This window comes from Lentibacillus halodurans (assembly GCF_900112045.1).
In the GTDB taxonomy this organism is placed as follows: Bacteria; Bacillota; Bacilli; order Bacillales; family Amphibacillaceae; genus Lentibacillus; species Lentibacillus halodurans.
The window spans coordinates 89,214-110,200 of sequence record NZ_FOJW01000005.1; the positions used below are offsets into that span (position 1 = coordinate 89,214).

Here is a 20,987-nt window from a genome sequence, read left to right on the forward strand (position 1 = left end):
GTTGGTTCATAATGGCTAAGGAAGTATTTATGCCGAAGCTCAGCAGTACGATGGAAGTCGGTACACTCCTGCAATGGTTCAAAGCGGAAGGCGATCCGGTTGAAGTTGGGGAACCGTTATTCGAAATTATGACGGATAAAATTAATATTGAAGTGGAGTCGTATGAAGAAGGTGTATTGTTAAAGCGTTATTATGATGTTGATGAAGAAATCCCGGTAAATGCTGTGATCGGCTATGTCGGCGAAGAAAATGAAGAAGTGCCTGAGGAGCCACCTGCCGCTGATGGAGAGGCTGACGACGGTGCGATCTCGCAGGCTGAAGGTGGGCGCAAGTATACACCGTCGGATGTGCCGACAGCAGTGGCCCCCGGTACAGACGGAACGCCGGCTGCTGCAGTTTCAGGGGCAGAAAAAGCGCCGGCTGATGCTGACGGCAAAGTACGCGCAACACCTGCGGCTAGACGCGTCGCCCGTGAACAAAACGTCGAATTGGGATCTGTTAAAGGATCCGGGCCAAAAGGACGTGTTCACGAGCAAGACGTGAAAGACGCACTTGACAGTACGAAAGCCACCCCGCTTGCCGGAAAAATTGCCGGGGATCAGGACGTTGATTTGTCACAAGTTGAAGGATCGGGCCCTCATGGAAAAGTGCGCAAAGCAGATGTGATGCAGCATACCGCTGCATCGGCACAGGTACAGTTGTCTGAAGATACTGAGCGCATCAAGCTAAAAGGCTTGCGCAAAGCAGTAGCGGACAAAATGGTTCAGAGCACCAGCACGATTCCGCATGTCACGCTCACAAGCGAAGTTGATATGACGCATGTAATCGACGTCCGGAAGTCCTTGCTGCCGATTATTGAAAAACAAACCGGCTACAGACTGTCCTATACCGAAATTTTAATGAAAGCAACGTCCCAGGTTCTGGAAGCACATCCGCGTGTCAACGCATCACTGATCGATCACGAAATTGTCCTCAATAAATCGGTGAATATCGGATTGGCTGTAGACGTGGAAGATGGATTGATTGTGCCATCTGTTAAGGAAGTGAACCATAAAGGTTTGGCAGAATTGACTGAAGTCAGCAAAACAGTGGGCAAAAAAGCACGAGACAATCAATTGACGCCAGCTGAAATGACCGGGAGCACGTTCTCGATCAGCAACTTGGGCATGTATGCAGTTGATGGATTCACGCCGATCATCAATCCGCCGGAAACAGCGATTCTAGGTGTCGGACGTATTGTCGAAAAACCAGTCGTTGTCGATGGCGAGGTTGAAGTGCGGCCAATGATGGTACTCAGTCTGTCATTCGACCACCGGGCAATAGATGGAGCACCAGCTGCAGCATTCCTGACTGATTTGAAAGAGCGGCTGGAAAATCCATACGGCCTGTTGATATAAGGGGTGAACATGATGAAAACGTATAATCTCGCAATTATCGGCGCAGGCCCAGGCGGTTATGTCGCAGCCATCCGGGCAGCAAAAGAAGGCTTGAGTGTCGCCCTTGTGACTGGAGGAGACCTCGGTGGGACTTGCCTCAACAGGGGCTGTATCCCATCCAAAACAATGCTGAAACATGCTGAAGTAATTGAGCATATTAAAGACGCAAAGACATATGGCATTACCGTAAACGATTTTTCCTTTTCCATCAAGGATATGGTTGACCGGAAACATAAAGTTGTCAACACATTGAAGAATGGCATCAAAAGCCTGATGAAACAAAACAAGGTTGATGTCTATCAAGGCTATGGGCATATAGCAGAAGATAAAACCGTGACGATCGAAAATGGTGGCAGTTTGGACGGTTTGGAGACAATTCAAGCTGACAATGTGATACTGGCAAACGGGTCCAAACCGTTTGTACCGGAGCTGCCGGGTATTGAAGATGTTGATTATTATACGAGTGATACGATTTTTAATATCGATGACGTGCCAGAGCATCTCGTCATTATGGGCGGTGGTGTCATCGGACTTGAGATTGCCTGTATTTTCAACAGTTTGAATACGAAAGTCGAAATTGTCGAAATGGCTGACCGGATTTTGCCTGGCGAGGATCCGGATGCGTCGGATTTTTTACGGCGTGAGCTTGGTAAAAAAGGCATTGGAATTCATACAAATGCTAAAATTACTGGTATCCGCAAAGACGATCAGCAAAAAGCCGTCGAGTTTGAGGCCGGGGATGGCAGCAAGAGCATGATTGAAACGGATAGTGTGCTCGTTGCCGTCGGGCGGACACCTAATTTGACCGGCATTGAAAACTTAGGAGTCCATTTTGACGGCAGATTCGTAAAAGTCGATCAGAGATTCGAGACATCCATTGCCGGTATCTATGCGGTTGGTGATTTGATTGGTGGATATCAGCTGGCACATGCGGCAAGTGATGAAGGAATTCGGGCGGTTAACCATATTTTAGGTGAAGCTAATCCTCAGGCGGAATCCATTATTCCACGCTGTGTCTATACTTTCCCGGAAATAGCCAGCGTTGGCATTACAGAAGTCCAGGCAAAAGAAAAAGGCTACAACGTCAAAACGAAAAAAGTGGACATCGCGGCCAATGGAAAAGCCATTGCAGCAGGAGAAACAAGCGGTTTTATGAAATTGATTGCTGATGACAAATACGGCGAAGTGCTCGGTGTCGTCATGGTCGGCTCCCATGTCACCGAAATGATCAGCCAGGCAACATCCTACATGCATCTTGAAGGAACAGTTGACGAGATTGACAGTATGGTATTCCCTCACCCAACCGTTTCCGAATCACTGGGTGAAGCGGGGAGTGCGTGGCTTGAGAAAGGGATACATTATAGTTGATATATTTGATGAGGGGCATTTTCGACTGAGGCCGAAAATCTTCCCTTTTTAAAGAGGCCATCGCAGTGCTGTGGTGGTCTTTTCTTGTTTGGAAGTACGGGGCTGTTTTAGATATTCGAGAGGATTACCGGTTGGTGGAATAATAAACATAGCTCGTGCAGCTGCGCTCAAAACTCGTGCAGGTAGGTCCCAAACTTGTACGAGAATCCATCCACACGTGCGAAATACTCACAACTAATAGCGGTATTTTTAAAGGATCAGTTTAACGATCTCGATCTCTTCTATTTTACGTTTCTCAAAATCATATCGTTTGCAGCTTTTCCTTCATAAGAACGACCGGCGTTCTTACGTCGTTAATATTATAAAATCCTACAAATTAATTTATTACGTAATGTATTTAGTCAAAAGTCACGATTCCTAAAATAGCTCTTTAGACACAAGGAATCATCTTTTGAAAAATAGAAAGTATTAAGACAAGTCTACACTCTATACGTCTAAATATCGTCCCAGGAGGTGAATCAGAACTAAATATATTCAGTTATAGACGATAGGCGTGTATGGTGAAGAGATATTCTTTTGATTCTGATCCACCCTAGCAATTTGCAGAGGCAATTTATTATGAAAAATTGCGCCACGACCAATAATTCCATGAATAACTTTAAGGAGGGCTTAAATATTCAAAAGGGAAAACTCTTAGCAATTCTTACTACTATTGTCATGTTTACGGCGTTGTTTTTTGGTACAGAGCAGGTAAATGTAGTTTCGTCAGGATCAGCTAGTTCAGGCTTCACGCCGTATTTTGGCCAAAGTTATGAACAGCCTGAACAAGTCAAGGAACTTTATCCTGCGCCTGATGTTGAATTTGATACGCCAGGATTTATAGCGGGAAAAGAGAATTTCACGACGCAAAGTGAAATGATGTTATTTTTGCAAGACCTAGAACAATCCAGTGATTTTATGACTATGGAAACTGCAGGACAATCACTTGAAGGACGCGATCTGCCGTTGCTCATTTTTTCAACAAGCAATGATGTCGATTCTTCTGATTTTAAAAGTAAAACAACAATTATGCTGGAAGGTCAGATCCACGGTAACGAGCCGGCTGGCGGTGAATCTATGCTGGTAATAGCTAGTAGACTGGCAAAAGGTGACTTAGGGGAGGAAGTACTTAGTGATATTAATGTTATGATGATTCCCCGAATAAACCCGGATGGTTCTTACTATTTTCAGCGCGGGACAGCTAACGACTTAGATGCAAACCGTGATCATATTAAGCTTGAACTTCCAGAGGTCCGTACGCTTCATGAAGTGTTTAATCGATTTGAACCAGAAGTGGTTATCAGTGCGCATGAGTATGGAGCTTCGCCGAGGTTCCCAGACATAGGTGAAGAGGGAGCATTACCTTACCATGACATTCTGTTGGCTCCGGGATTTAACCTGAATATCCCAAAGCAAATTCGTAACAAGTCGTCAAATTGGTTTGTCAAACAGGCGCACAAAGATCTTAATAAAGAAGGGTTTTCTTCTGGTCCCTATTACCTAGTTGATCGATCAGTAGAGACAACAACAATTACTGAAGGGGGTTTGGAGTCACGTTTAGACACCAATGCCTATGGTCTTCAGCCAAGTTTTACTATTTTGGTGGAAAGTCGTGGAATTGGAATAGGACGTGAAAATTTCGAACGGCGTGTTGCTGCTACTGTGGCTGCACATACGAGTTTGCTGAAGTCGAGTGCTCAACGTGCAAATGCTATCAAAAGAATTGTAGACAATACAAAAGATAAGATTGTGCGTGATGGCAGCAAGATTGGAAGCAACGATAAAATTGTACTAGATAGTGAGAGGCAAGAACTGCCTGGTCCACAGCAATTGAAGGTAGTAGATATTGCTGATGGTGAAATAGAGCAAATACCAGTAAACTATTACAGCTCAAAAGAAGCGGTGCCTACAATGAAGCGAATTCGCCCAACGGCTTATATAATGCCGCCAGAATATCATGATATCGCAGAAAAACTGAAAGCACAGGGTGTAGAAGTTAAAAGGCTCAAAGAAACAAAAGAATTAACCGTTGAAAGTTATAAAGTTACTGATAAAGAGGTGGAAGATCAACCTTATCAAGGTCATCAGATAAATCATGTTACTACCGATATAGAGGAAAAAACACAGCAATTCCCGAGAGGAAGCTATGTATTCAGTTCCGCTCAACCATCTGCTAACCTGATTGCTGTTGCACTCGAACCGGAATTTGTGGATAGTTACGTGACGTTTAACTATCTGCCTGTCGATGTTGGAGATACTATTCCAATTTACCGGTACATGAAAGAAGAGAAACTGGTAGAAAACTAGAGACAGATTCGAATCAGGAGATAATTGTTTTATATGATATCCCCGGAAATTTCTAAGTAGTTTCGGGGAATTCAAGTTTATCCTCGCTTTTTTATGGTGTAGCATCTCCGGGTAACCACGGTCAGGCAGTTGCTTATATTGCCGAAAAACTTAATTAAAAATGCATTGCTATTTGTGTTGGAGCGGATGAAACGGCTCATTGAATCATCTGCTGCTTCCAGCATCGCAGCAGTCATGACCAACAAGGCCAGCTTGCATGGAAAAAACGTGTGTTGTGTGATCTTAGGCGGTAATATTGCACTGGATAAGCTGGGTGAGATAATTGGGGTAGAACGGGTATGAGCCTATGTCCTACCTACAAAAGAGGGAGTTGAAATTTATGCGGTTAGCAACTATTAAGCATGAAGGAAAAGAACAGGCAGCAGTTGTCATGAAGAATGGTATTTTTCCAATTCAGGATTTGAATGATGCCTACCTCAAACAATGGCCGACTGATGTGATGACATTGCTGGAATCGGGTCAGCTGGAAAAACTCGATCAATGGCTGGAGGATCTCGGAGAATCGGGTAAAGCAAAAATTAATGTCTCTCCGCTTAAAGATGTTAATTATGCCATGCTCTATCGCCATCCACGGAAAATTTGGGGGATTGGGCTTAATTATGTGGAACATGCCTCAGACTTAAGTGAAACGGCCCCGAATACTGAACCGGCCAGTTTTATGAAGCCGGATACGACGATTATTGGACCAAAAGATACCATTCAAATACCGCTTCAATCCAAACGGACGACAGCTGAAGCGGAACTCGGGATCATTATCGGCAAAACCTGTAAGGACGTCCCCCTGAAAAATGCACCAGATGTCATTGCTGGTTATACAACAGTCATTGACATGACAGCTGAAGACATTTTACAAAAGAATCCGCGTTATTTAACGCGGTCGAAAAGCTTTAATACATTTTTCAGTTTCGGACCGCATCTTGTCACGCCCGACGAGGTTGGAGATGTCCACAACTTGGAAGTTTCTACGATGATCAATGGCAATCTGCATCGCAAAAATGTCGTCTCGAACATGACATTTAAACCTTGGGATCTTGTGTCGTTCCATTCCCAGGTGATGACACTTTTGCCAGGCGACATTATATCAACTGGGACACCGGGTGCAGCCGTCATCCGTGATGGCGATATTGTTTCCTGCCAGGTTGATGGATTTGAACCACTCGAAAATCCTGTAGAGGACTTGAAACTGGGACAAAGGGTCTGATCCTTTGTCCCAAATACTCGCTTTTCTTGCAAAAAAGTCTGCTATTCTGTAATTAATTTAATACCCTCATAAATTCATCAACGCGACCTCAAGTAAGATTGACATTCTACAAAAGGATGTGATCAAATCATGGAAAAAAGCCACACCTAAACCCCCCGTACCTTGATTAGGATGGCCTTTGGAAGGAGGTGATCACAGAATTTTTTGAACCATTTGTCCTTTCTTTGCTCCAGATCTCTATCAGAAATTGAATTGGCTTAAACACTCCGTCACTGGAACAGGAATTTCATCGTGTTTTCCCGGTACCAAAAGGCAAAAAGTATACGATAAACTGATGAAGGTGCACTTAAAAAACGGGGAAGAACGCTGGACACTCATACACATTATTATCTTCATGAAAATGGTAAATTAAAGGAAAGGGAATAATAATGCGCAATTATTTCTCGTTTACCCAGTTATAAGGAATGGGGAGTTGACACTAGATTGTAGCGTAAGAGTAGTATGTCTTATCACTTATGCAGCAACAGTTACTCCCCAAAAATATCCTAGACCGCACATCTTTTCACGTTGATATACGGTCTTTTCAAGCCCTATTATTCCTCAACCTGCTTTCTAAACGCCTGATAAACATGACTAACTTCAGGCCCGATAACAATCTGTACGTGTTCATGATCAACTTTTACAATACCATGTGCTCCAGTTTGTTTGATCTTTTCTTCGTCTACCTTTGAGGCATCCTTGACGACCAAGCGCAGGCGGGTCATGCAATTTTCATAGTCTACCAAATTTTCTTTGCCACCGACATTCTGCAAGATTTTCTTCGCCATGTATTCGTATTTACCGTGGCTTAGTTCGAGGTCTTTTTCATGTTCTTCTCTTTCTTCACTGAATGCTGTATCATCTTCTCTGCCTACCACTTTAATGTTTTTCTTTACAATGATGGTGTAGAAAGTAAAGTAGTAGAGTACCCCGAATGCCAGACCTACTGGGATGATCATCCATCCGCTATCGGCAATTCCGAGGTTCAATGTGTAATCAATCGCACTTCCGCCCCAGGAAAACCCATGCCGGACATTTAGTAAATACAGTGTAGCCCCGGCTAGTCCTGTATAGACGGAATGGATAAAGTACAGCAATGGTGACGTGAATAGGAATGTGAATTCAATCGGTTCAGTCAAACCGGCAACGACAGACGTTAAACTTCCTGAACTCATCAAGGCTTTTGTTTCTTCTTTTTTCTTCTTGTACGCAGCCCTGGTTATGGCCAGCGCAATAGCCGGAATACCAAATATCATGACTACAAAGAACCCGCCTAAAAAGTAACCGGCAGTTGGGTCACCATTCAGGAACCGGGTGATTTCACCTGTTACCACTTCACCGCCAGCAGTTTCATAGCTTCCGAGACCAAAATAAATATACGTGTTCAGTACGTGGTGCAGTCCGAACGGCAGCAGGAAACGGTTCAAAAAACCGAAAATAAATATACCTGCAGCACCTAATCCGACCAGACCCTGCGCAAGTGAATCGATAGCTGATTGTGCATATGGCCATAATAACACCGAAATGCCTGTAACAGGTATCATGGTTACGATAATCATAGTGATCGGAAATTTCTCACCGCCAAAAAAAGAAAAGATATTCGGCAGCCTTGTGTCCTTAAAGCGGTTATAGATAAAGGCGGCGATTAATCCCGATAACACACCACCGAACACACTCATATCCAGGTCAGGGTTTATAGTGGCCAATCCTTCGTTCAAAATGGCGATTGCCAGAAATCCGGTTAATGCAGGGATACCCCTATCTTTGGTTTTAGCAAGCCCCATTGCAATACCAATCGAAATCAGAATATCCATATTATTGAAAATGGCCCCGGCTCCCTGTACTAGTGGCCAGTCAAGCAGGTCTTCAGCACTAATGCGGAACAGAATACCTGCAGCGGGAAGTGCTACGATCGGGATGAGCATTGATTTCCCCAGATTTTGCATGAAACGTCTCATTGATTATTCACCTCTCCATAAATCGTTGTACGTTATTAACTTAAAATGTTCCTTATCCCCCAATTTAACTTTTGTTTCCGGATGCGTAATGGCCGCTAACTCTTCCAGGCGCGGCATGGCATATGTTGAATTCTCCATGGTAAATTTGTCCAAGTATGCCGGATGACACATGATTTCAACCGTCTCAGCATGTTTATAATGATTTAAAATCGTTTGTGTATCCGCTAGCATAATTTCCGGATTATATTCGAACACGTCAGTTGTCAATAGCTTTGCCTTGGCAGCTTCCTGATCGAAATTATTTCTCACCGGCAGATTATATTCCCTCGCCAGCCGGATGAAAACAGGAAGCATTGGTTCCAGGTTATTAATGTGATGATGACTGTCCAAATGGGTAGGGACAAGCCCGGAATCGAGAAAAGCCTCAATTTGGGCTTTCCATTCCTGATATAACTCATTCTGATCAATATGAAATTTCTCCCGATAATGGTGCAGCTTTTTAAAATTCCCATCTGCATCGACCAATGTCTGGTGATTATTCAGTAACGGTCTGCCGCACGTTAAGGTGAGATGAACCCCGATTCCCAAACTTCTGTGTTGTTTGCCGAGTTCATAAGCATGGTTCGCGCCAGGCATGTTGGTCATGCATGTCGTTGACGTGAGCACCCCTTGTGTATGTGCATCAATAATTCCATAGTTGATTGCCCTTGAATAGCCGAAGTCATCGGCATTTATGATGAGTTTTAACATGATCGCTCCCTCTCTCCGAAAATTAATTTAGTTTCGTGTCCGTACCACGACAGTAGTCAAACCGGCCTTTTTGAAAAATTCAGTCTGTTTTCGGTCGGATTGATTTCTGTTAAAAAATTAATTCAGCTCGGGCCAGTAATCTTTATTCGTATCAATTAGATCGTCAAGTATTCCTTTTGCTTTTGGCGCATGAACAATCGTTCTGTTTAGAGTCAGGGCCTGAAGTAATTTGTTATAACTGTTTTCGTAATACGCTTCGACGACCAGTTTTTCGTATGCATGCTGACTTTCAATTAAGCCTTTATAAAAAGTCGGGATTTCGCCAACTGAAAAGGCTTTTGGACCGTGGCTGGTCAAAAGGGCCGGAACCTCGACTAACGCATCATCTGGCAGGTTGGAAATAATCCCATTGTTCTCAACCATGACAACGAACGTTTCCTTCCAATTAAATACGAGTGACGCGGCGGCCCGAATCATATATACGCCATGAATGTCAGCCTCGATGTTTATATCATGTGTTGTCTGCTGTGAAATAATATGGTCACACAGTTCGTGCACACGTTTCTCTCTTCCATTTATAACTTGTCTTGCTCTTGTATTATCCGGGGATTCCTTTTTAGCCAAATCGTCCGGATACAGGTAGTATTGCAGATACGTGTTCGGCAGAAATTCCGGGAAATCGACCAGCATTTGTCTGGCTTTTCTGAACGTTTGTATCCATGACTCATCATGAGCAATTTCCTTATCTGTCGGAAGAAAGTCACCATTAATAATTTTATTTTTAATATCATCAGTCAGGTCATGGCCTTGTTTATCAAGAATTTTGCTAAACCAGCCAAAATGGTTTAATCCGAAGTATTCCGGTACAAGTTCCCATACATCTTTTTCGAGCAAATCGGCATAACTTTTCATAATCGCAATCGGCATGTCACAAATGTTCAAAATTCGCTTGTCTTCGGGAAATTCTCTTTTTAATGCCAGACCGACAATGGCTGCGGGATTTGTATAATTCAGGATCCAGGCATCTCTGGAATATTGCCGGATGTCATGGACCAGTTCAATCATGTCTTTAATTGAGCGCAGACCGTATGCCATCCCACCGGCACCGCAAGTTTCCTGACCAATAACACCATGTTGGATTGGTATTTGCTCATCAAGTTCACGCATAGCAAGCCCACCGGTTCTGATCTGGACAAATGCTGCATCCATGTCGCTGAATGCAGTTGCTTTATCTGTTGTATAGCTGAAAGATTCCAGTTCGGGATAATGTTCTTTTAATAAAACTTTTGCCGCTTTCGCTATTATCTCCTGGCGTGTCGCATTAATATCGTAAAATGTGATTTTTTTGAGCGGGAAATGTTCTTTTTCCTCAATCAGGCTCATGATCATTCCAAGTGTATATGTGCTCCCGCCGCCAACGATAACCAGATTTTTTCTTTGCATAGGATGAAACCCCTTTCATGTTGTTGTTAATATGATTTTAACTCAATTTTATAGCGATATCAATACCAATTTAATACAAATATTAAATTGGTATGAAAAGTGATCGGAGCATGGTACACTTAATACAGTAAATAGAAAGGTTGATCGAGGAAATGTGGAATGATTCTATGCCGCTATACAAACAAATTGCGAACAACATTAAAGATGATATTGCAAATGCAAAATTAACGCATGGAGATGCCATTCCTTCTGAGACAAAATTGGCCAAAACTTATGGAGTCAGCAGAGTAACGATAAGAGAGGCTATCAAACAGCTTGTTGAGGAAGACATCCTGTATCGTGTTCAAGGAAGTGGTACGTACATCAGTCATGAAAAAATAGAGCATGATATACTGAAATTGCAGGGGTTTACCGAGGAAATGAGCATTCTGGATAATAATCCGTCCAACGAGATATTGGAATTTCAGCTCATGGCACCACCTGAAGAGGCCAGGGAGCAATTGAAAATAGGAGCAAACGAAAAAGTTTATTACGTCAAACGGTTGCGGCTAGCGAATTCTGAACCACTTATTTTGGAAGCATCCTATTTACCTGTTGATCTCTTTCCGGACCTATCTATTGATGTGATGAAGCGATCAAAATACGAATATGTCAGCAGCAAAGGCTATAACATTGACAGGCGCCATGGTGAGCTTATACCAATGATGCCCAATGAAGAAATGATGAAACACTTGCATATTGCTGAAAGTGATCCATTATTATTCATGCAGGCATTCTCCACGTTCAAGGATGGAACGGTTTTTGAGTACTCGAAAGTATATTTCCACCCGCATAAGTACTCATTTAAAGTTGTGTCATCAAGGAATGGGGAGTAGCGGGGTGCCTATTTTCCGGAAAGATAAGAAATTATAAATGAGATGGAATGGGGAAAACACATGACACAAAAACTCATCTTCTTTGATATAGACGGTACACTGCTTGATGACGAGAAGCAGCTGCCGGATTCGACAAGAAAGGCGATTGCAGAATTACAGCAAGCCGGTCACTATGTGGCAATTGCGACAGGAAGGGCACCATTCGCGTTTAAACCGTTACTCGAAGAATTAAATATCGGTACGTATGTCAGTATCAATGGGCAGTATGTCGTGCACAACAACGAAGCGATTTATAAAAATCCGCTGAATCCGGCTGCTCTCGCCAGGCTGGAAAAATACGCTTTAGAGCGGAATCATCCGCTCGTTTATCTCAATCATGAGGACTGGTATACCAATACAAGGCATCATCCACATGTTAAGACAGCCATTGAATCGCTGAAGCTTGATCAGGACGTCACGTATAATCCTGAATTTTATAAGGATGGGGAGGTTTATCAGACACTGTTGTTTTGCACGGGTGAAGGTGAAGTAGAATACGATCAGGCTTTTCACGAGCTTGACTTTGTCCGTTGGCATGATTTTTCCGTTGATGTTATGCCGTCCGGCGGTTCCAAAGCAGCAGGTATTGGGCAGCTGATTCGGCAGTTACAGATTCCTGCGCATGATGTTTATGCATTCGGTGACGGGCTGAATGATATTGAAATGCTCAAGTCCGTCCAAACCAGTGTTGCGATGGGAAACGCATCTGATATCGTCAAGGAAGCAGCGAGTGCTGTGACGAAAGATGTGAATGAGGATGGTATCCGACATGGGTTGAAGATGGTTGGATTGTTGGGGTGAGGGTGGTTTTCGGCCAATGCCGAAAATCATCCTTTTGATTGTTCTATTGAGTTGATGTTTGGCCCTTGCCAAAAATCCTCCATAGTAAAATCATTTGAAATGTGCGAGGGAGGGCGTTTCTAACTTGTGGGTGAAGTTGCCTTAAACTCGTGCGAACACACCTCAAACGTGTACGAGCGTAACGTCAACTCGTGCAGGAGTGTCGTGAACTTGTGCAAGCGCAGCTCTAACTCGGGCGGGAGCAAGTAAAACTTGTGCGAGCGGAGCACCAACTCGAGCGGGAGAAACACGAAATCAATAGAGCAGATAAAAGAGGAATGATTCAACAGGCAGCACCATTTAGATGGTTATTGGATCATTCCTCTTTAATTTGCATTTACCTGTCAGTATTCTCTCGATAAGTAAAGTAATCAAAATCAGCATGTAAATTTTTACCGGAAGTATCCTGACATTGCATGCCCACGAATGCCCCGGTAAAAAACCCGCCGCCATCGATGTAATCGTCAGATAGCTTAAACGAATATAAAGTTACCGGAACTTCAGCCCATTCCTGACCGTCAAGTGAATAAGCATAATGATAAGTGTTTGTTTTAACGTTAACGCGCAAGTATACATACTCAACGTCATCCGGAATCGAAATTTTATCCTGGAGCGGCTGCTCAAATGAGAAATGATCACATATGGTTAAGTCCAGGATTCTGCCTTTTTCCTCATCCCAAGTCACTTGGAAAGCTGTCCAGTTTTGCGTGTTATAATAATTGACTAATCCAGCAGCTTGCTGAAAGGATTCAGGGTTAAAGGAAACTTTTGTTTCAGCGGTAAAATTAAAATGCTGCCAGCGACGGGCGATATAAGCCTGCGTAAATTTTGACGTCAGCGATTCACGGCCATAAAGCCGTAAATGACCAGGGTTGTCTTTTAACGATGCAATATTTTCACCTAATGGGATCCGCAGTGACTGGAAATGATGATTCAATGTGCTGGAATTGAAATCGTCTTTTTCATCAAAATCCTTATCCCATTGGACTTCATGGATTTCTGGTCCTTCGATTTCGACAGAAGGGCTGTTTCCGCCAACAACATATGGCCAGTCACCTTTCCATTCCAATCGTTGTATGGCAGTTTCTCTTCCTAATGGACAATACCCTCTCGACTGGTCCAGCAATGGCTGATCTTCTTTAGGCAACGGCCGTCCTGTCAAATGTACCAGGAACCACTCATTTGTATGTGTCTTAACGATGGAAGCGTGGCCTGCTTTTTGAAGTGGGATTCTTGGATGTGGCCATGATGTAATCAACGGGTTTTCAGGGTGAATTTCGTATGGTCCCCATAAATTGTCAGAACGTGCTATGGTCGCCTGATGTTCATACCTTGTTCCGCCCTCAGCAGTCAATAAATAATAATAGTGATTGAATTTGTATAAGTGTGGGGCTTCCGTCAACTTTATATCTGTCCCTTTAAAGATGACTTTCTCTTTATTGATCAGTTTTTTCTGTTCATGACTGTATTCCTGAAGCACAATACCATAAAAATCATGATGGCCGGCACGACTATCCCAAAGCATGTTAATCAAATACTTTCTCCCGTCGTCATCATGGAATAACGAAGGATCGAATCCGGAGCTGTTCAAGTAAACGGGATCAGACCAATCGCCGTCAATTGTGTCACTTGTTACAAGATAGTTATGACAATCTTTCCAGGCACCATCAACGACTTTGACATCCGTATAAATCAGCCAGAACATTCCGTCACTGTAGGAAAGAGCAGGTGCCCAGACGCCGCCGGAATCGGGATTTCCTTTCATGTTTAACTGGCTGACCCGGTTCAGTGGTCTTGAAATCAGCCGCCAGTTTTTTAAATCCTTAGAATGATAGATACCAACCCCGGGGAACCATTCAAACGTAGAAACAGCAATATAATAGTCTTCCCCGGCACGGCAAATACTTGGGTCAGGATTAAACCCTGTCAAAATTGGGTTTTGTATAGTTGCCATATGATCACCTCTTTTTAAAATTTAAATCATACTTTTAAGCAAAAGAATGACTATGGATTTTAAAGAAATATTCAATTGAAAAAGCAGCTACACCTAAAGCTGTCGAATGAGCAGACAACTCGGAAAAGCTGATTTGCAAATGATTTTGCTGAAACCAGAGTACATGTTTATTCACCCTTTTAAGTAATGGCTGTTCGATCCATTTTTTTGCATCTGCCATGCGGTTGCCTATGATGACCTGTTGCGGATTAAAAGAATTGATAATGTTAATGATGCCAATTCCTAAATAATCTCCTATTGTTTCAAATAGCTTCATAGCTTCTTTATCTCCTTCTACCGCCAGGTTCACCATCTTTTCTAAAATGTTATCCTCATTAGCATACTCAATGCCAAAATGGCCGGAATTGTTCATTAAAGCTTGTTCAGATGCGTAAAGTTCCCAGCAGCCGTTATTGCCGCACCTGCACTTTGTTCCATTTGTTTCAATGGTCATATGCCCCATTTCGCCTGAAAAGCCGTTATTGCCCCGGTACAACTCTCCGTTCAATATAAGGCCGACACCAATCCCCACGCCTACACTTACGTAGATAATATCGTCAGCACCAGCTCCAAATTTCTTTTCGCCATAAGCTCCGGCGTTTGCTTCGTTTTCAATGATGACAGGGCAGTCATATTTTTCTTCCATAATTGATTTTAAATCAACATTTTCCCAGCCAAGATTGGGGGCCAGTAAAACTTGTCCATTCTTATCGGTTGCGCCGGGGACGCCGATGCCAATTCCGACAATGCCATATCTGTTTGAAGGGGCAGAGGAGGCAAGGAAATCAACTATTTCAAATAATTTTTGTTTGATTTCTTCAAACGTCAGCTCTTTAAATACCAGTGAGCTTTCTTTACAAACGTTTCCTTTAAGGTCGGTCAGAATACCGAGTATATAATTAACTCCGATATCAATACCGATTGAATAACCAGCAACCTCATTAAACAGAAGCATAACGGGTTTTCTTCCGCCACTTGACTTGCCGGGGCCTTTTTCATAAATCAAATCTTCGTCCAATAACTCATTGACCTGGGATGATACTGTTCCCTTGTTTAATCCGGTTTTCTCTGCAATATCCGCTCTGGAAATGGGGGAATGATTCATAATCGTTTCCAGAACAAGGGATTTGTTGCCATTTTTAATAGTGTTTTGATTCCAAGTTTTGTTTTGTAGCATATTTGCTTCATCACTTTCTCTTTTTTAAGTATTATATCACGGAAAACTTTGTTTATCCACTAGACAAACAAAGTTCGTTTTGTTAATATTTAAAATAAGCATTCGGATCGAATGTAAAAATGATAATCAGGGGGTAATTTAGTGTGAAAAAGAAAGCGATTACAATTGTTTTGTTTGTGACGGTATTGGCTTTGTTCATGGCAGGCTGCAATGATTCCGACAGCAGTGCAGATTCTGAAAGTGATAAAACGATTAAGTTTATGCACTTGTGGCCTGAAGGCAGTTCGGCGGAACATAATAGAATTGTAGACGAGATTATAGAAGAATACGAAAGTGAAAATGAAGGCGTTACCATTGATCTTGAAGTACTAAGCAATGAGCAGTATAAGGATAAAATTCAAGTGTTATCTACATCTGACGAATTACCTGATGTTGGCATGACATGGGCTGCAGGGTATATGGAGCCATTTGTGGAAGGTAACAAATTTGCTTCCCTGGATGATGTTGCAGAAAGTGATGAATTACAGGATGCCTTTGTATCCGGAACGACAGAAGCATTTTCGGTGGATGGGACAACATATGGGCTGCCGCTTGAATTAAATATAGCAACCGTATTCTATAATAAATCTATTTTTGATGAGCATGGTCTTGAGGCACCCGAAACCTACGAAGAGTTTAAGAACGTTGTGCAAACATTGGACGAAAATGGTGTGCCACCAATCGCTTTAGGTAATGCTGATCGCTGGACCGGATCACTATGGTATATGTATTTCGCTGACAGGATTGGCGGTTCAGATGTTTTGACCAGCGCCATCAACCGGGAAGGGACGTTTGAGGATCCAGCTTTGGTCCAGGCAGCGGAGGAAGTTCAGAATCTAGTAGATATGAATGCTTTTAATGATGGCTTTAACGGGCTTTCTGACCAGGAAGCTAAAAGTATGTTTATGAATGCACAAACAGCTATGTATTTGATTGCGACGTGGGATTTGCCAAACTACACAACAAATGAGGAAGTACCGCAAGAATTCAGAGACTCAGTAGGATACTTTGATTTCCCGACTGTTGAAGGAAATGGTGATAAGGACAGCTATGTAGGCGGTCCGGGTGTAGGGTTATTTGTTTCTGAGAACTCAGACGTCAAAGAAGAAGCAAAAGATTTTGCATCATTCTTTGCGCAGCAATGGGGTGAAAAATCCGTTTCAGAAGCGGGTGTTATCCCGGCTACTAAAGTAGATGCTGAATCCCTGGATCTGCCTCAAATGTATGTGGATGTATTGGATGATTTAAATAATGCAAGCAATATAACATTGTTTGCAGATGTGCAAATGAGTCCTGATACGGCAGAAGTTCATTTAAACCAGATTCAGGCATTGTTTGGAGGGGAAGTGTCACCGGAGGATTTTGCAAAAGCACATGAAGAGGCCCTTTCGCAAGAAGAATAATTTAAATAGATTATCTTAAGAAACGTATACAATTACAGAAAAGGGCATTTGATGGCATGCCCTTTTCTCAGTTAGACAGATGGGAAAGTATCATCATTTTCTGTCTGTAAAAATGCCACAAAGGCTTAACGATAAATCAAAGCTTTCTAAAAAGATTTGGGGTTGAATGCAATGAATAAAGTAATGTCCAATAAATGGATCATAGCTATGTACGTTCTTCCTGCTTTATTGCTGATTGGTGTATTAATTTTTATTCCTTTAATCCTGACAGGTTATTATGGCCTGATGGATTGGGATGGTATAGGAGAAATGGAGTTTATTGGGCTGGAAAACTACATCAATGCAGTACAGGATTTGAAATTTTGGGATAGTGCATTACATTCCTTTTTACTGGCATTATTCTCGACTCTAAGCTTGATTGTTTATCTTGGTATATCGATGATTCTAGCTTCCAAAATAAAGGGGGCAGATCTTTTAAGGAAAATCTATCTCATTCCGATGTTATTATCCTCCGTGGCAATAGCTCAGCTGTGGATCAAAGTATTTAATCCTGCTAACGGAATGCTGAACCGAATTTTAATGTCAATTGGATTTGAAAATCCGCCTGCGTGGCTGGCGGATACGGATATCGTATTATATGCGATTTTTATCCCCATTTTATGGCAATATGCAGGTTTTTATATTTTAATCTATTATGCTGCGCTGAAAAATATTCCCGAAACAATTATTGAAGCGGCACGAATAGATGGCGCATCTCCTTTGCAGATCGCATATAGAATTAAGCTTCCGTTAATTAAGAGTGTCGTCAAGGTTACCATTGTGCTGGCTATTGTCGGGTCATTGAAATACTTTGATCTAATTTATGTCATGACAGGCGGCGGGCCAAATGGTGCTAGCGAGGTAATGGCCTCCTATATGTATAAACTGGCTTTTAATACGAACGAATTCGGTTATGGAAGTGCCATTGGTTTTCTTCTGTTGATTATCACGCTGATTGTCACGGTCATTGTTCGGAAATTAACAGCTGAAAAAGACGAGATACAATACTAGAGAGGAGGTTGTGCCATGAATCGAGTCGGATATGTTTTTCTATACATATGCTTAGGGATTGTAGCTGTATTTCAAATTTTCCCGATCATCTGGCTGTTGCTCTTTTCATTAAAAAGCAATCGGGAAATTTTTGCAGGGTCGCCATTTGCTTTACCGACGGAGTGGCGATGGGAAAATTATCTAAAGGTATGGGAAGGTGGCATTGGTCTTTATTTCTGGAACAGTGTCTGGATAACAGCAGTGGCGATTATATTTACCGCCATTTTGGCGAGTATGGCAACTTTTGCGATTACAAGAATGCATTGGAAGCTGAATAAACTGGTACTTGGATTGTTCATGGTCGGTCTGATGATTCCGATCCATTCCGCTATTATCCCGTTGTTCAGCATGTTTTTGAATGTGAACCTGATTGATAATCCATTGTCAATTGTCATCACGTATACGGCCTATAACCTGCCGATTACGATGATGATTTTGCTTGGCTTTTACTATACATTGCCGCGTGAAATAGAAGAGGCAGCGATCATAGATGGCTGTTCCATTCACCGGATGTTTTTCCGGATTATTCTCCCAATGACTGCGCCTGTTTTGTCAACGATCGTCATTATCAACATGATTTATAACTGGAACGAGTTTGTATTTGTGAATACATTTATCAGTTCAGATGAATTCAAAACATTGACGGTCGGCATCCAAAACTTTATCGGTCAGTATATGACGGATTGGGGTGCAATCGGGGCAACATTGATCATCAGCTTATTGCCCATTTTGGTAGCCTTTATCTTCTTTAGCAATAAAGTGGTGGAAGGGATCTCATCGAGTGCTGTTAAAGGTTGATTCGGCAGTGAAAATTCAAAGCTTTTATTATACGGATCCCTTTTTCCGTTCGATGCTGCGAAAGGCATGCATGCTTAGCCACATCGTGATAAATGCATATATACTGCCCCCGAATATAAATGCTAAAGCCGGGATGGATTTCATCAACCAAAAGAGGGAAACGAGGCTGATTACAATGAGTAAACTATGAATTGGGCTAATAAGCATGATTAAAAATGTGTTTTTAATCACTTTGAATATCTTCAGGTCGTAGTGCACAAATACCGGGAATAAATAAAACAGTAATAAAGTAAATAAAAACATAAAAGCGAATAATGGGATATAAGTCCAGGTCAAATGTTCACTTATATCAATTTGAATATAATAAACATTGATACCGATTAATAGAGTGATAGAGATAATTGGGATTCCAAAAAGATTCGCTTTGAAAAAATCAGTTTTAAAATAGTTCCAGTATGTTTTAAAAATGCGAATATCCGTTTTTCCTCGTATCCAATCACGTACAACGGCAAACATAGCAGCCGTTGAGGGAAAGAATCCAAGGATGACAAACCCGAAAAATGTAAAACAGATCCATAATAATTGGACATAAGCGAAACGGGTAATCCATTCCATTATTCGATAAAGTGTACTGGCGAACATATTCATTAAGATACCCTCCATCGGGGGATTCAGAAAACTCATTGGCGTCAGTTTCATACTATAACACGATTATACATCATCATGAAGTGTTTGACATGAAGGATTGTTATAGTGAGTGAATTCGTTTTAAATATCAAGAAAAATTTCAGGAGGAATGAACCATGACCTATTTCAGCAACATCAGCAACATTAAATATGAGGGATCTAATTCCACAAATCCTTATGCATTTAAATTTTACAATCCAGAAGAAAAAGTAGGCGGCAAAACAATGGAGGATTATTTGAGATTCTCTGTTGCATACTGGCACACGTTTACTGAGGATTTATCTGATCCATTCGGTGCAGGAACCGCTGTCCGCCCATGGGACCATTATGATGGAATGGACCGGGCTAAAGCTCGGGTTGACGCGGCATTTGAGCTGTTCGAAAAATTGGATGTGCCGTATTTCTGTTTCCACGATGTCGACATTGCCCCGGAAGGCAGTCATTTGCGGGAATCCAATCAAAATATCGATACGATTGTCGCCATGATGAAGGATTATATGAAAGACAGCAAGACCAAGCTGCTGTGGAATACGGTAAATAACTTTACCCATCCACGGTTTGTACACGGTGCGGGGTCATCCAATAATGCAGATGTCTTCGCTTATGCGGCGGCGAAAGTCAAAAAAGGGTTGGAAATCGGCAAGGAACTGGGCGCTGAAAATTATGTGTTCTGGGGCGGTCGTGAAGGCTATGAGACGCTTCTGAACACCGACATGAAACGGGAATTGGACCACTTGAGCAAGTTTTACCATATGGCAGTTGCCTATGCGAAAGAAATCGGATTTGATGCGCAATTTTTGATTGAGCCGAAACCAAAAGAGCCGACAACACACCAATATGATTTTGACGTTGCCAGCGGTTACGCCTTTTTACAGCGTTACGGGCTGCAGAATCATTTCAAATTCAATATTGAAGCAAACCATGCTACGTTGGCGGGGCACACTTTTGAGCATGAGCTCCGTTATGCCCGTGTTAATAATATTTTGGGCTCTGTCGATGCCAACCAGGGGCATCAGCTGCTGGGATGGGATACGGATGAGTTTCCGACAGATTTGTATGCAACGACACTGGCGATGTATGAAATCATCAAAAACGGCGGTCTCGGCCGCGGCGGCTTGAATTTTGACGCGAAAGTCCGCCGGGGATCCTTTGAACCGGAAGATTTGGTCCATGCGCATATTGCCGGAATGGACAGTTTTGCAGTCGGATTAAAAGTGGCACAGAAATTAATTGATGACCAAGTGCTCGATAATGTGATCGAGGAACGGTACAGCAGTTTTGACGAGGGAATCGGCAAAGAGATTGAAGATGGCACGACAGACTTTCATAAACTGGAAGAACACGCCTTGAACCTGGATGGTATTCAAAATCAATCCGGACGTCTTGAGTACATCAAAGCAACGATTAACCAATACTTGCTGAAAGCATATGCAGGAGCGTAATAAC

General features: G+C 42.4%; 17 protein-coding genes. 11 read left to right on the forward strand and 6 right to left on the reverse strand.

What is annotated here, in order from left to right; all coding sequences use genetic code 11:
- Nucleotides 1–11: 11 nt before the first annotated feature.
- The 5 genes from BM195_RS07360 (at nucleotide 12) to BM195_RS07380 (ending at nucleotide 6,411) form a co-directional block, all read left to right on the forward strand.
- A complete protein-coding gene (locus BM195_RS07360; protein WP_090235909.1) occupies nucleotides 12–1,397 on the forward strand; it encodes a dihydrolipoamide acetyltransferase family protein in 1,386 nt (461 codons plus the stop codon).
- A gap of 12 nt (nucleotides 1,398–1,409) precedes the next feature.
- Nucleotides 1,410–2,804, forward strand: a complete 1,395-nt coding sequence (lpdA, locus tag BM195_RS07365) for a dihydrolipoyl dehydrogenase (protein ID WP_342028021.1) — start codon at nucleotides 1,410–1,412, stop codon at nucleotides 2,802–2,804.
- A 618-nt stretch (nucleotides 2,805–3,422) separates the two neighbouring features.
- Nucleotides 3,423–5,150 carry a M14 family metallopeptidase gene (locus BM195_RS07370; RefSeq protein WP_090235914.1) on the forward strand — a complete coding sequence of 576 codons (1,728 nt, stop codon included), beginning with the start codon at nucleotides 3,423–3,425 and terminating at the stop codon, nucleotides 5,148–5,150.
- Between the two features lie 138 nt (nucleotides 5,151–5,288).
- On the forward strand, nucleotides 5,289–5,492 hold the full coding sequence (locus BM195_RS07375) for a hypothetical protein (protein WP_090235917.1): 204 nt from the start codon (nucleotides 5,289–5,291) through the stop codon (nucleotides 5,490–5,492).
- 37 nt (nucleotides 5,493–5,529) lie between these two features.
- Complete coding sequence (locus tag BM195_RS07380) at nucleotides 5,530–6,411, forward strand: fumarylacetoacetate hydrolase family protein (RefSeq protein WP_090235919.1); 882 nt, start codon at nucleotides 5,530–5,532, stop codon at nucleotides 6,409–6,411.
- Nucleotides 6,412–7,004: 593 nt separating this feature from the next.
- Here the strand turns inward: BM195_RS07380 and BM195_RS07385 are convergent.
- The 3 genes from BM195_RS07385 to BM195_RS07395 all read right to left on the reverse strand — a co-directional run bounded on the left by BM195_RS07385 (nucleotide 7,005) and on the right by BM195_RS07395 (nucleotide 10,601).
- Nucleotides 7,005–8,408 carry a PTS transporter subunit EIIC gene (locus BM195_RS07385; RefSeq protein WP_090235921.1) on the reverse strand — a complete coding sequence of 468 codons (1,404 nt, stop codon included), beginning with the start codon at nucleotides 8,406–8,408 and terminating at the stop codon, nucleotides 7,005–7,007.
- A gap of 3 nt (nucleotides 8,409–8,411) precedes the next feature.
- A complete protein-coding gene (gene chbG / locus BM195_RS07390; protein ID WP_090235924.1) occupies nucleotides 8,412–9,158 on the reverse strand; it encodes a chitin disaccharide deacetylase in 747 nt (248 codons plus the stop codon).
- A gap of 117 nt (nucleotides 9,159–9,275) precedes the next feature.
- The gene (locus tag BM195_RS07395) at nucleotides 9,276–10,601 is read right to left on the reverse strand and encodes a 6-phospho-alpha-glucosidase (protein WP_090235927.1); all 1,326 of its coding nucleotides are present in this window, start codon (nucleotides 10,599–10,601) and stop codon (nucleotides 9,276–9,278) included.
- Nucleotides 10,602–10,753: 152 nt separating this feature from the next.
- On the opposite strand from BM195_RS07395, the gene BM195_RS07400 reads away from it, so the two are divergent.
- Together BM195_RS07400 and BM195_RS07405 are read left to right on the forward strand one after the other, a co-directional pair.
- A complete protein-coding gene (locus BM195_RS07400) occupies nucleotides 10,754–11,476 on the forward strand; it encodes a GntR family transcriptional regulator (protein WP_090235930.1) in 723 nt (240 codons plus the stop codon).
- A gap of 60 nt (nucleotides 11,477–11,536) precedes the next feature.
- On the forward strand, nucleotides 11,537–12,316 hold the full coding sequence (locus BM195_RS07405) for a Cof-type HAD-IIB family hydrolase (protein WP_090235933.1): 780 nt from the start codon (nucleotides 11,537–11,539) through the stop codon (nucleotides 12,314–12,316).
- A 376-nt stretch (nucleotides 12,317–12,692) separates the two neighbouring features.
- On the opposite strand, the gene BM195_RS07410 is transcribed toward BM195_RS07405, so the two are convergent.
- Together BM195_RS07410 and BM195_RS07415 are read right to left on the reverse strand one after the other, a co-directional pair.
- Entirely contained in the window at nucleotides 12,693–14,309 is a 1,617-nt protein-coding gene (locus tag BM195_RS07410) for a glycoside hydrolase family 43 protein (RefSeq protein WP_090235938.1), read from the reverse strand.
- 34 nt (nucleotides 14,310–14,343) lie between these two features.
- Entirely contained in the window at nucleotides 14,344–15,525 is a 1,182-nt protein-coding gene (locus tag BM195_RS07415; RefSeq protein WP_090235941.1) for an ROK family transcriptional regulator, read from the reverse strand.
- 197 nt (nucleotides 15,526–15,722) lie between these two features.
- Between BM195_RS07415 and BM195_RS07420 the strand changes: the two genes are divergently transcribed.
- The 3 genes from BM195_RS07420 to BM195_RS07430 all read left to right on the forward strand — a co-directional run bounded on the left by BM195_RS07420 (nucleotide 15,723) and on the right by BM195_RS07430 (nucleotide 18,854).
- A complete protein-coding gene (locus BM195_RS07420; RefSeq protein ID WP_090236363.1) occupies nucleotides 15,723–16,967 on the forward strand; it encodes an extracellular solute-binding protein in 1,245 nt (414 codons plus the stop codon).
- 171 nt (nucleotides 16,968–17,138) lie between these two features.
- Nucleotides 17,139–18,017: a carbohydrate ABC transporter permease gene (locus BM195_RS07425; RefSeq protein ID WP_090235944.1), complete on the forward strand. Its 879-nt coding sequence runs from the start codon at nucleotides 17,139–17,141 to the stop codon at nucleotides 18,015–18,017.
- Nucleotides 18,018–18,032: 15 nt separating this feature from the next.
- The gene (locus BM195_RS07430) at nucleotides 18,033–18,854 is read left to right on the forward strand and encodes a carbohydrate ABC transporter permease (protein ID WP_090235947.1); all 822 of its coding nucleotides are present in this window, start codon (nucleotides 18,033–18,035) and stop codon (nucleotides 18,852–18,854) included.
- 27 nt (nucleotides 18,855–18,881) lie between these two features.
- Here BM195_RS07430 and BM195_RS07435 read toward each other — a convergent pair whose 3' ends face one another.
- A complete protein-coding gene (locus BM195_RS07435; RefSeq protein WP_090235951.1) occupies nucleotides 18,882–19,502 on the reverse strand; it encodes a YesL family protein in 621 nt (206 codons plus the stop codon).
- A gap of 155 nt (nucleotides 19,503–19,657) precedes the next feature.
- On the opposite strand from BM195_RS07435, the gene xylA reads away from it, so the two are divergent.
- Complete coding sequence (gene xylA, locus BM195_RS07440; protein WP_090235954.1) at nucleotides 19,658–20,983, forward strand: xylose isomerase; 1,326 nt, start codon at nucleotides 19,658–19,660, stop codon at nucleotides 20,981–20,983.
- Nucleotides 20,984–20,987: the final 4 nt, after the last annotated feature.

Coding starts and splice junctions, on each gene's coding strand:
- BM195_RS07425 (WP_090235944.1), top strand. CDS start 17,139: ATGAATAAAGTAATGTCCAATAAATGGATCATAGCTATGTACGTTCTT.
- BM195_RS07410 (WP_090235938.1), bottom strand. CDS start 14,309: ATGGCAACTATACAAAACCCAATTTTGACAGGGTTTAATCCTGACCCA.
- BM195_RS07395 (WP_090235927.1), bottom strand. CDS start 10,601: ATGCAAAGAAAAAATCTGGTTATCGTTGGCGGCGGGAGCACATATACA.
- BM195_RS07380 (WP_090235919.1), top strand. CDS start 5,530: ATGCGGTTAGCAACTATTAAGCATGAAGGAAAAGAACAGGCAGCAGTT.
- lpdA (WP_342028021.1), top strand. CDS start 1,410: ATGAAAACGTATAATCTCGCAATTATCGGCGCAGGCCCAGGCGGTTAT.
- xylA (WP_090235954.1), top strand. CDS start 19,658: ATGACCTATTTCAGCAACATCAGCAACATTAAATATGAGGGATCTAAT.
- BM195_RS07430 (WP_090235947.1), top strand. CDS start 18,033: ATGAATCGAGTCGGATATGTTTTTCTATACATATGCTTAGGGATTGTA.
- BM195_RS07420 (WP_090236363.1), top strand. CDS start 15,723: ATGGCAGGCTGCAATGATTCCGACAGCAGTGCAGATTCTGAAAGTGAT.
- BM195_RS07360 (WP_090235909.1), top strand. CDS start 12: ATGGCTAAGGAAGTATTTATGCCGAAGCTCAGCAGTACGATGGAAGTC.
- BM195_RS07385 (WP_090235921.1), bottom strand. CDS start 8,408: ATGAGACGTTTCATGCAAAATCTGGGGAAATCAATGCTCATCCCGATC.
- BM195_RS07405 (WP_090235933.1), top strand. CDS start 11,537: ATGACACAAAAACTCATCTTCTTTGATATAGACGGTACACTGCTTGAT.
- BM195_RS07435 (WP_090235951.1), bottom strand. CDS start 19,502: ATGAATATGTTCGCCAGTACACTTTATCGAATAATGGAATGGATTACC.
- BM195_RS07415 (WP_090235941.1), bottom strand. CDS start 15,525: ATGCTACAAAACAAAACTTGGAATCAAAACACTATTAAAAATGGCAAC.
- BM195_RS07400 (WP_090235930.1), top strand. CDS start 10,754: ATGTGGAATGATTCTATGCCGCTATACAAACAAATTGCGAACAACATT.
- BM195_RS07370 (WP_090235914.1), top strand. CDS start 3,423: ATGAAAAATTGCGCCACGACCAATAATTCCATGAATAACTTTAAGGAG.
- chbG (WP_090235924.1), bottom strand. CDS start 9,158: ATGTTAAAACTCATCATAAATGCCGATGACTTCGGCTATTCAAGGGCA.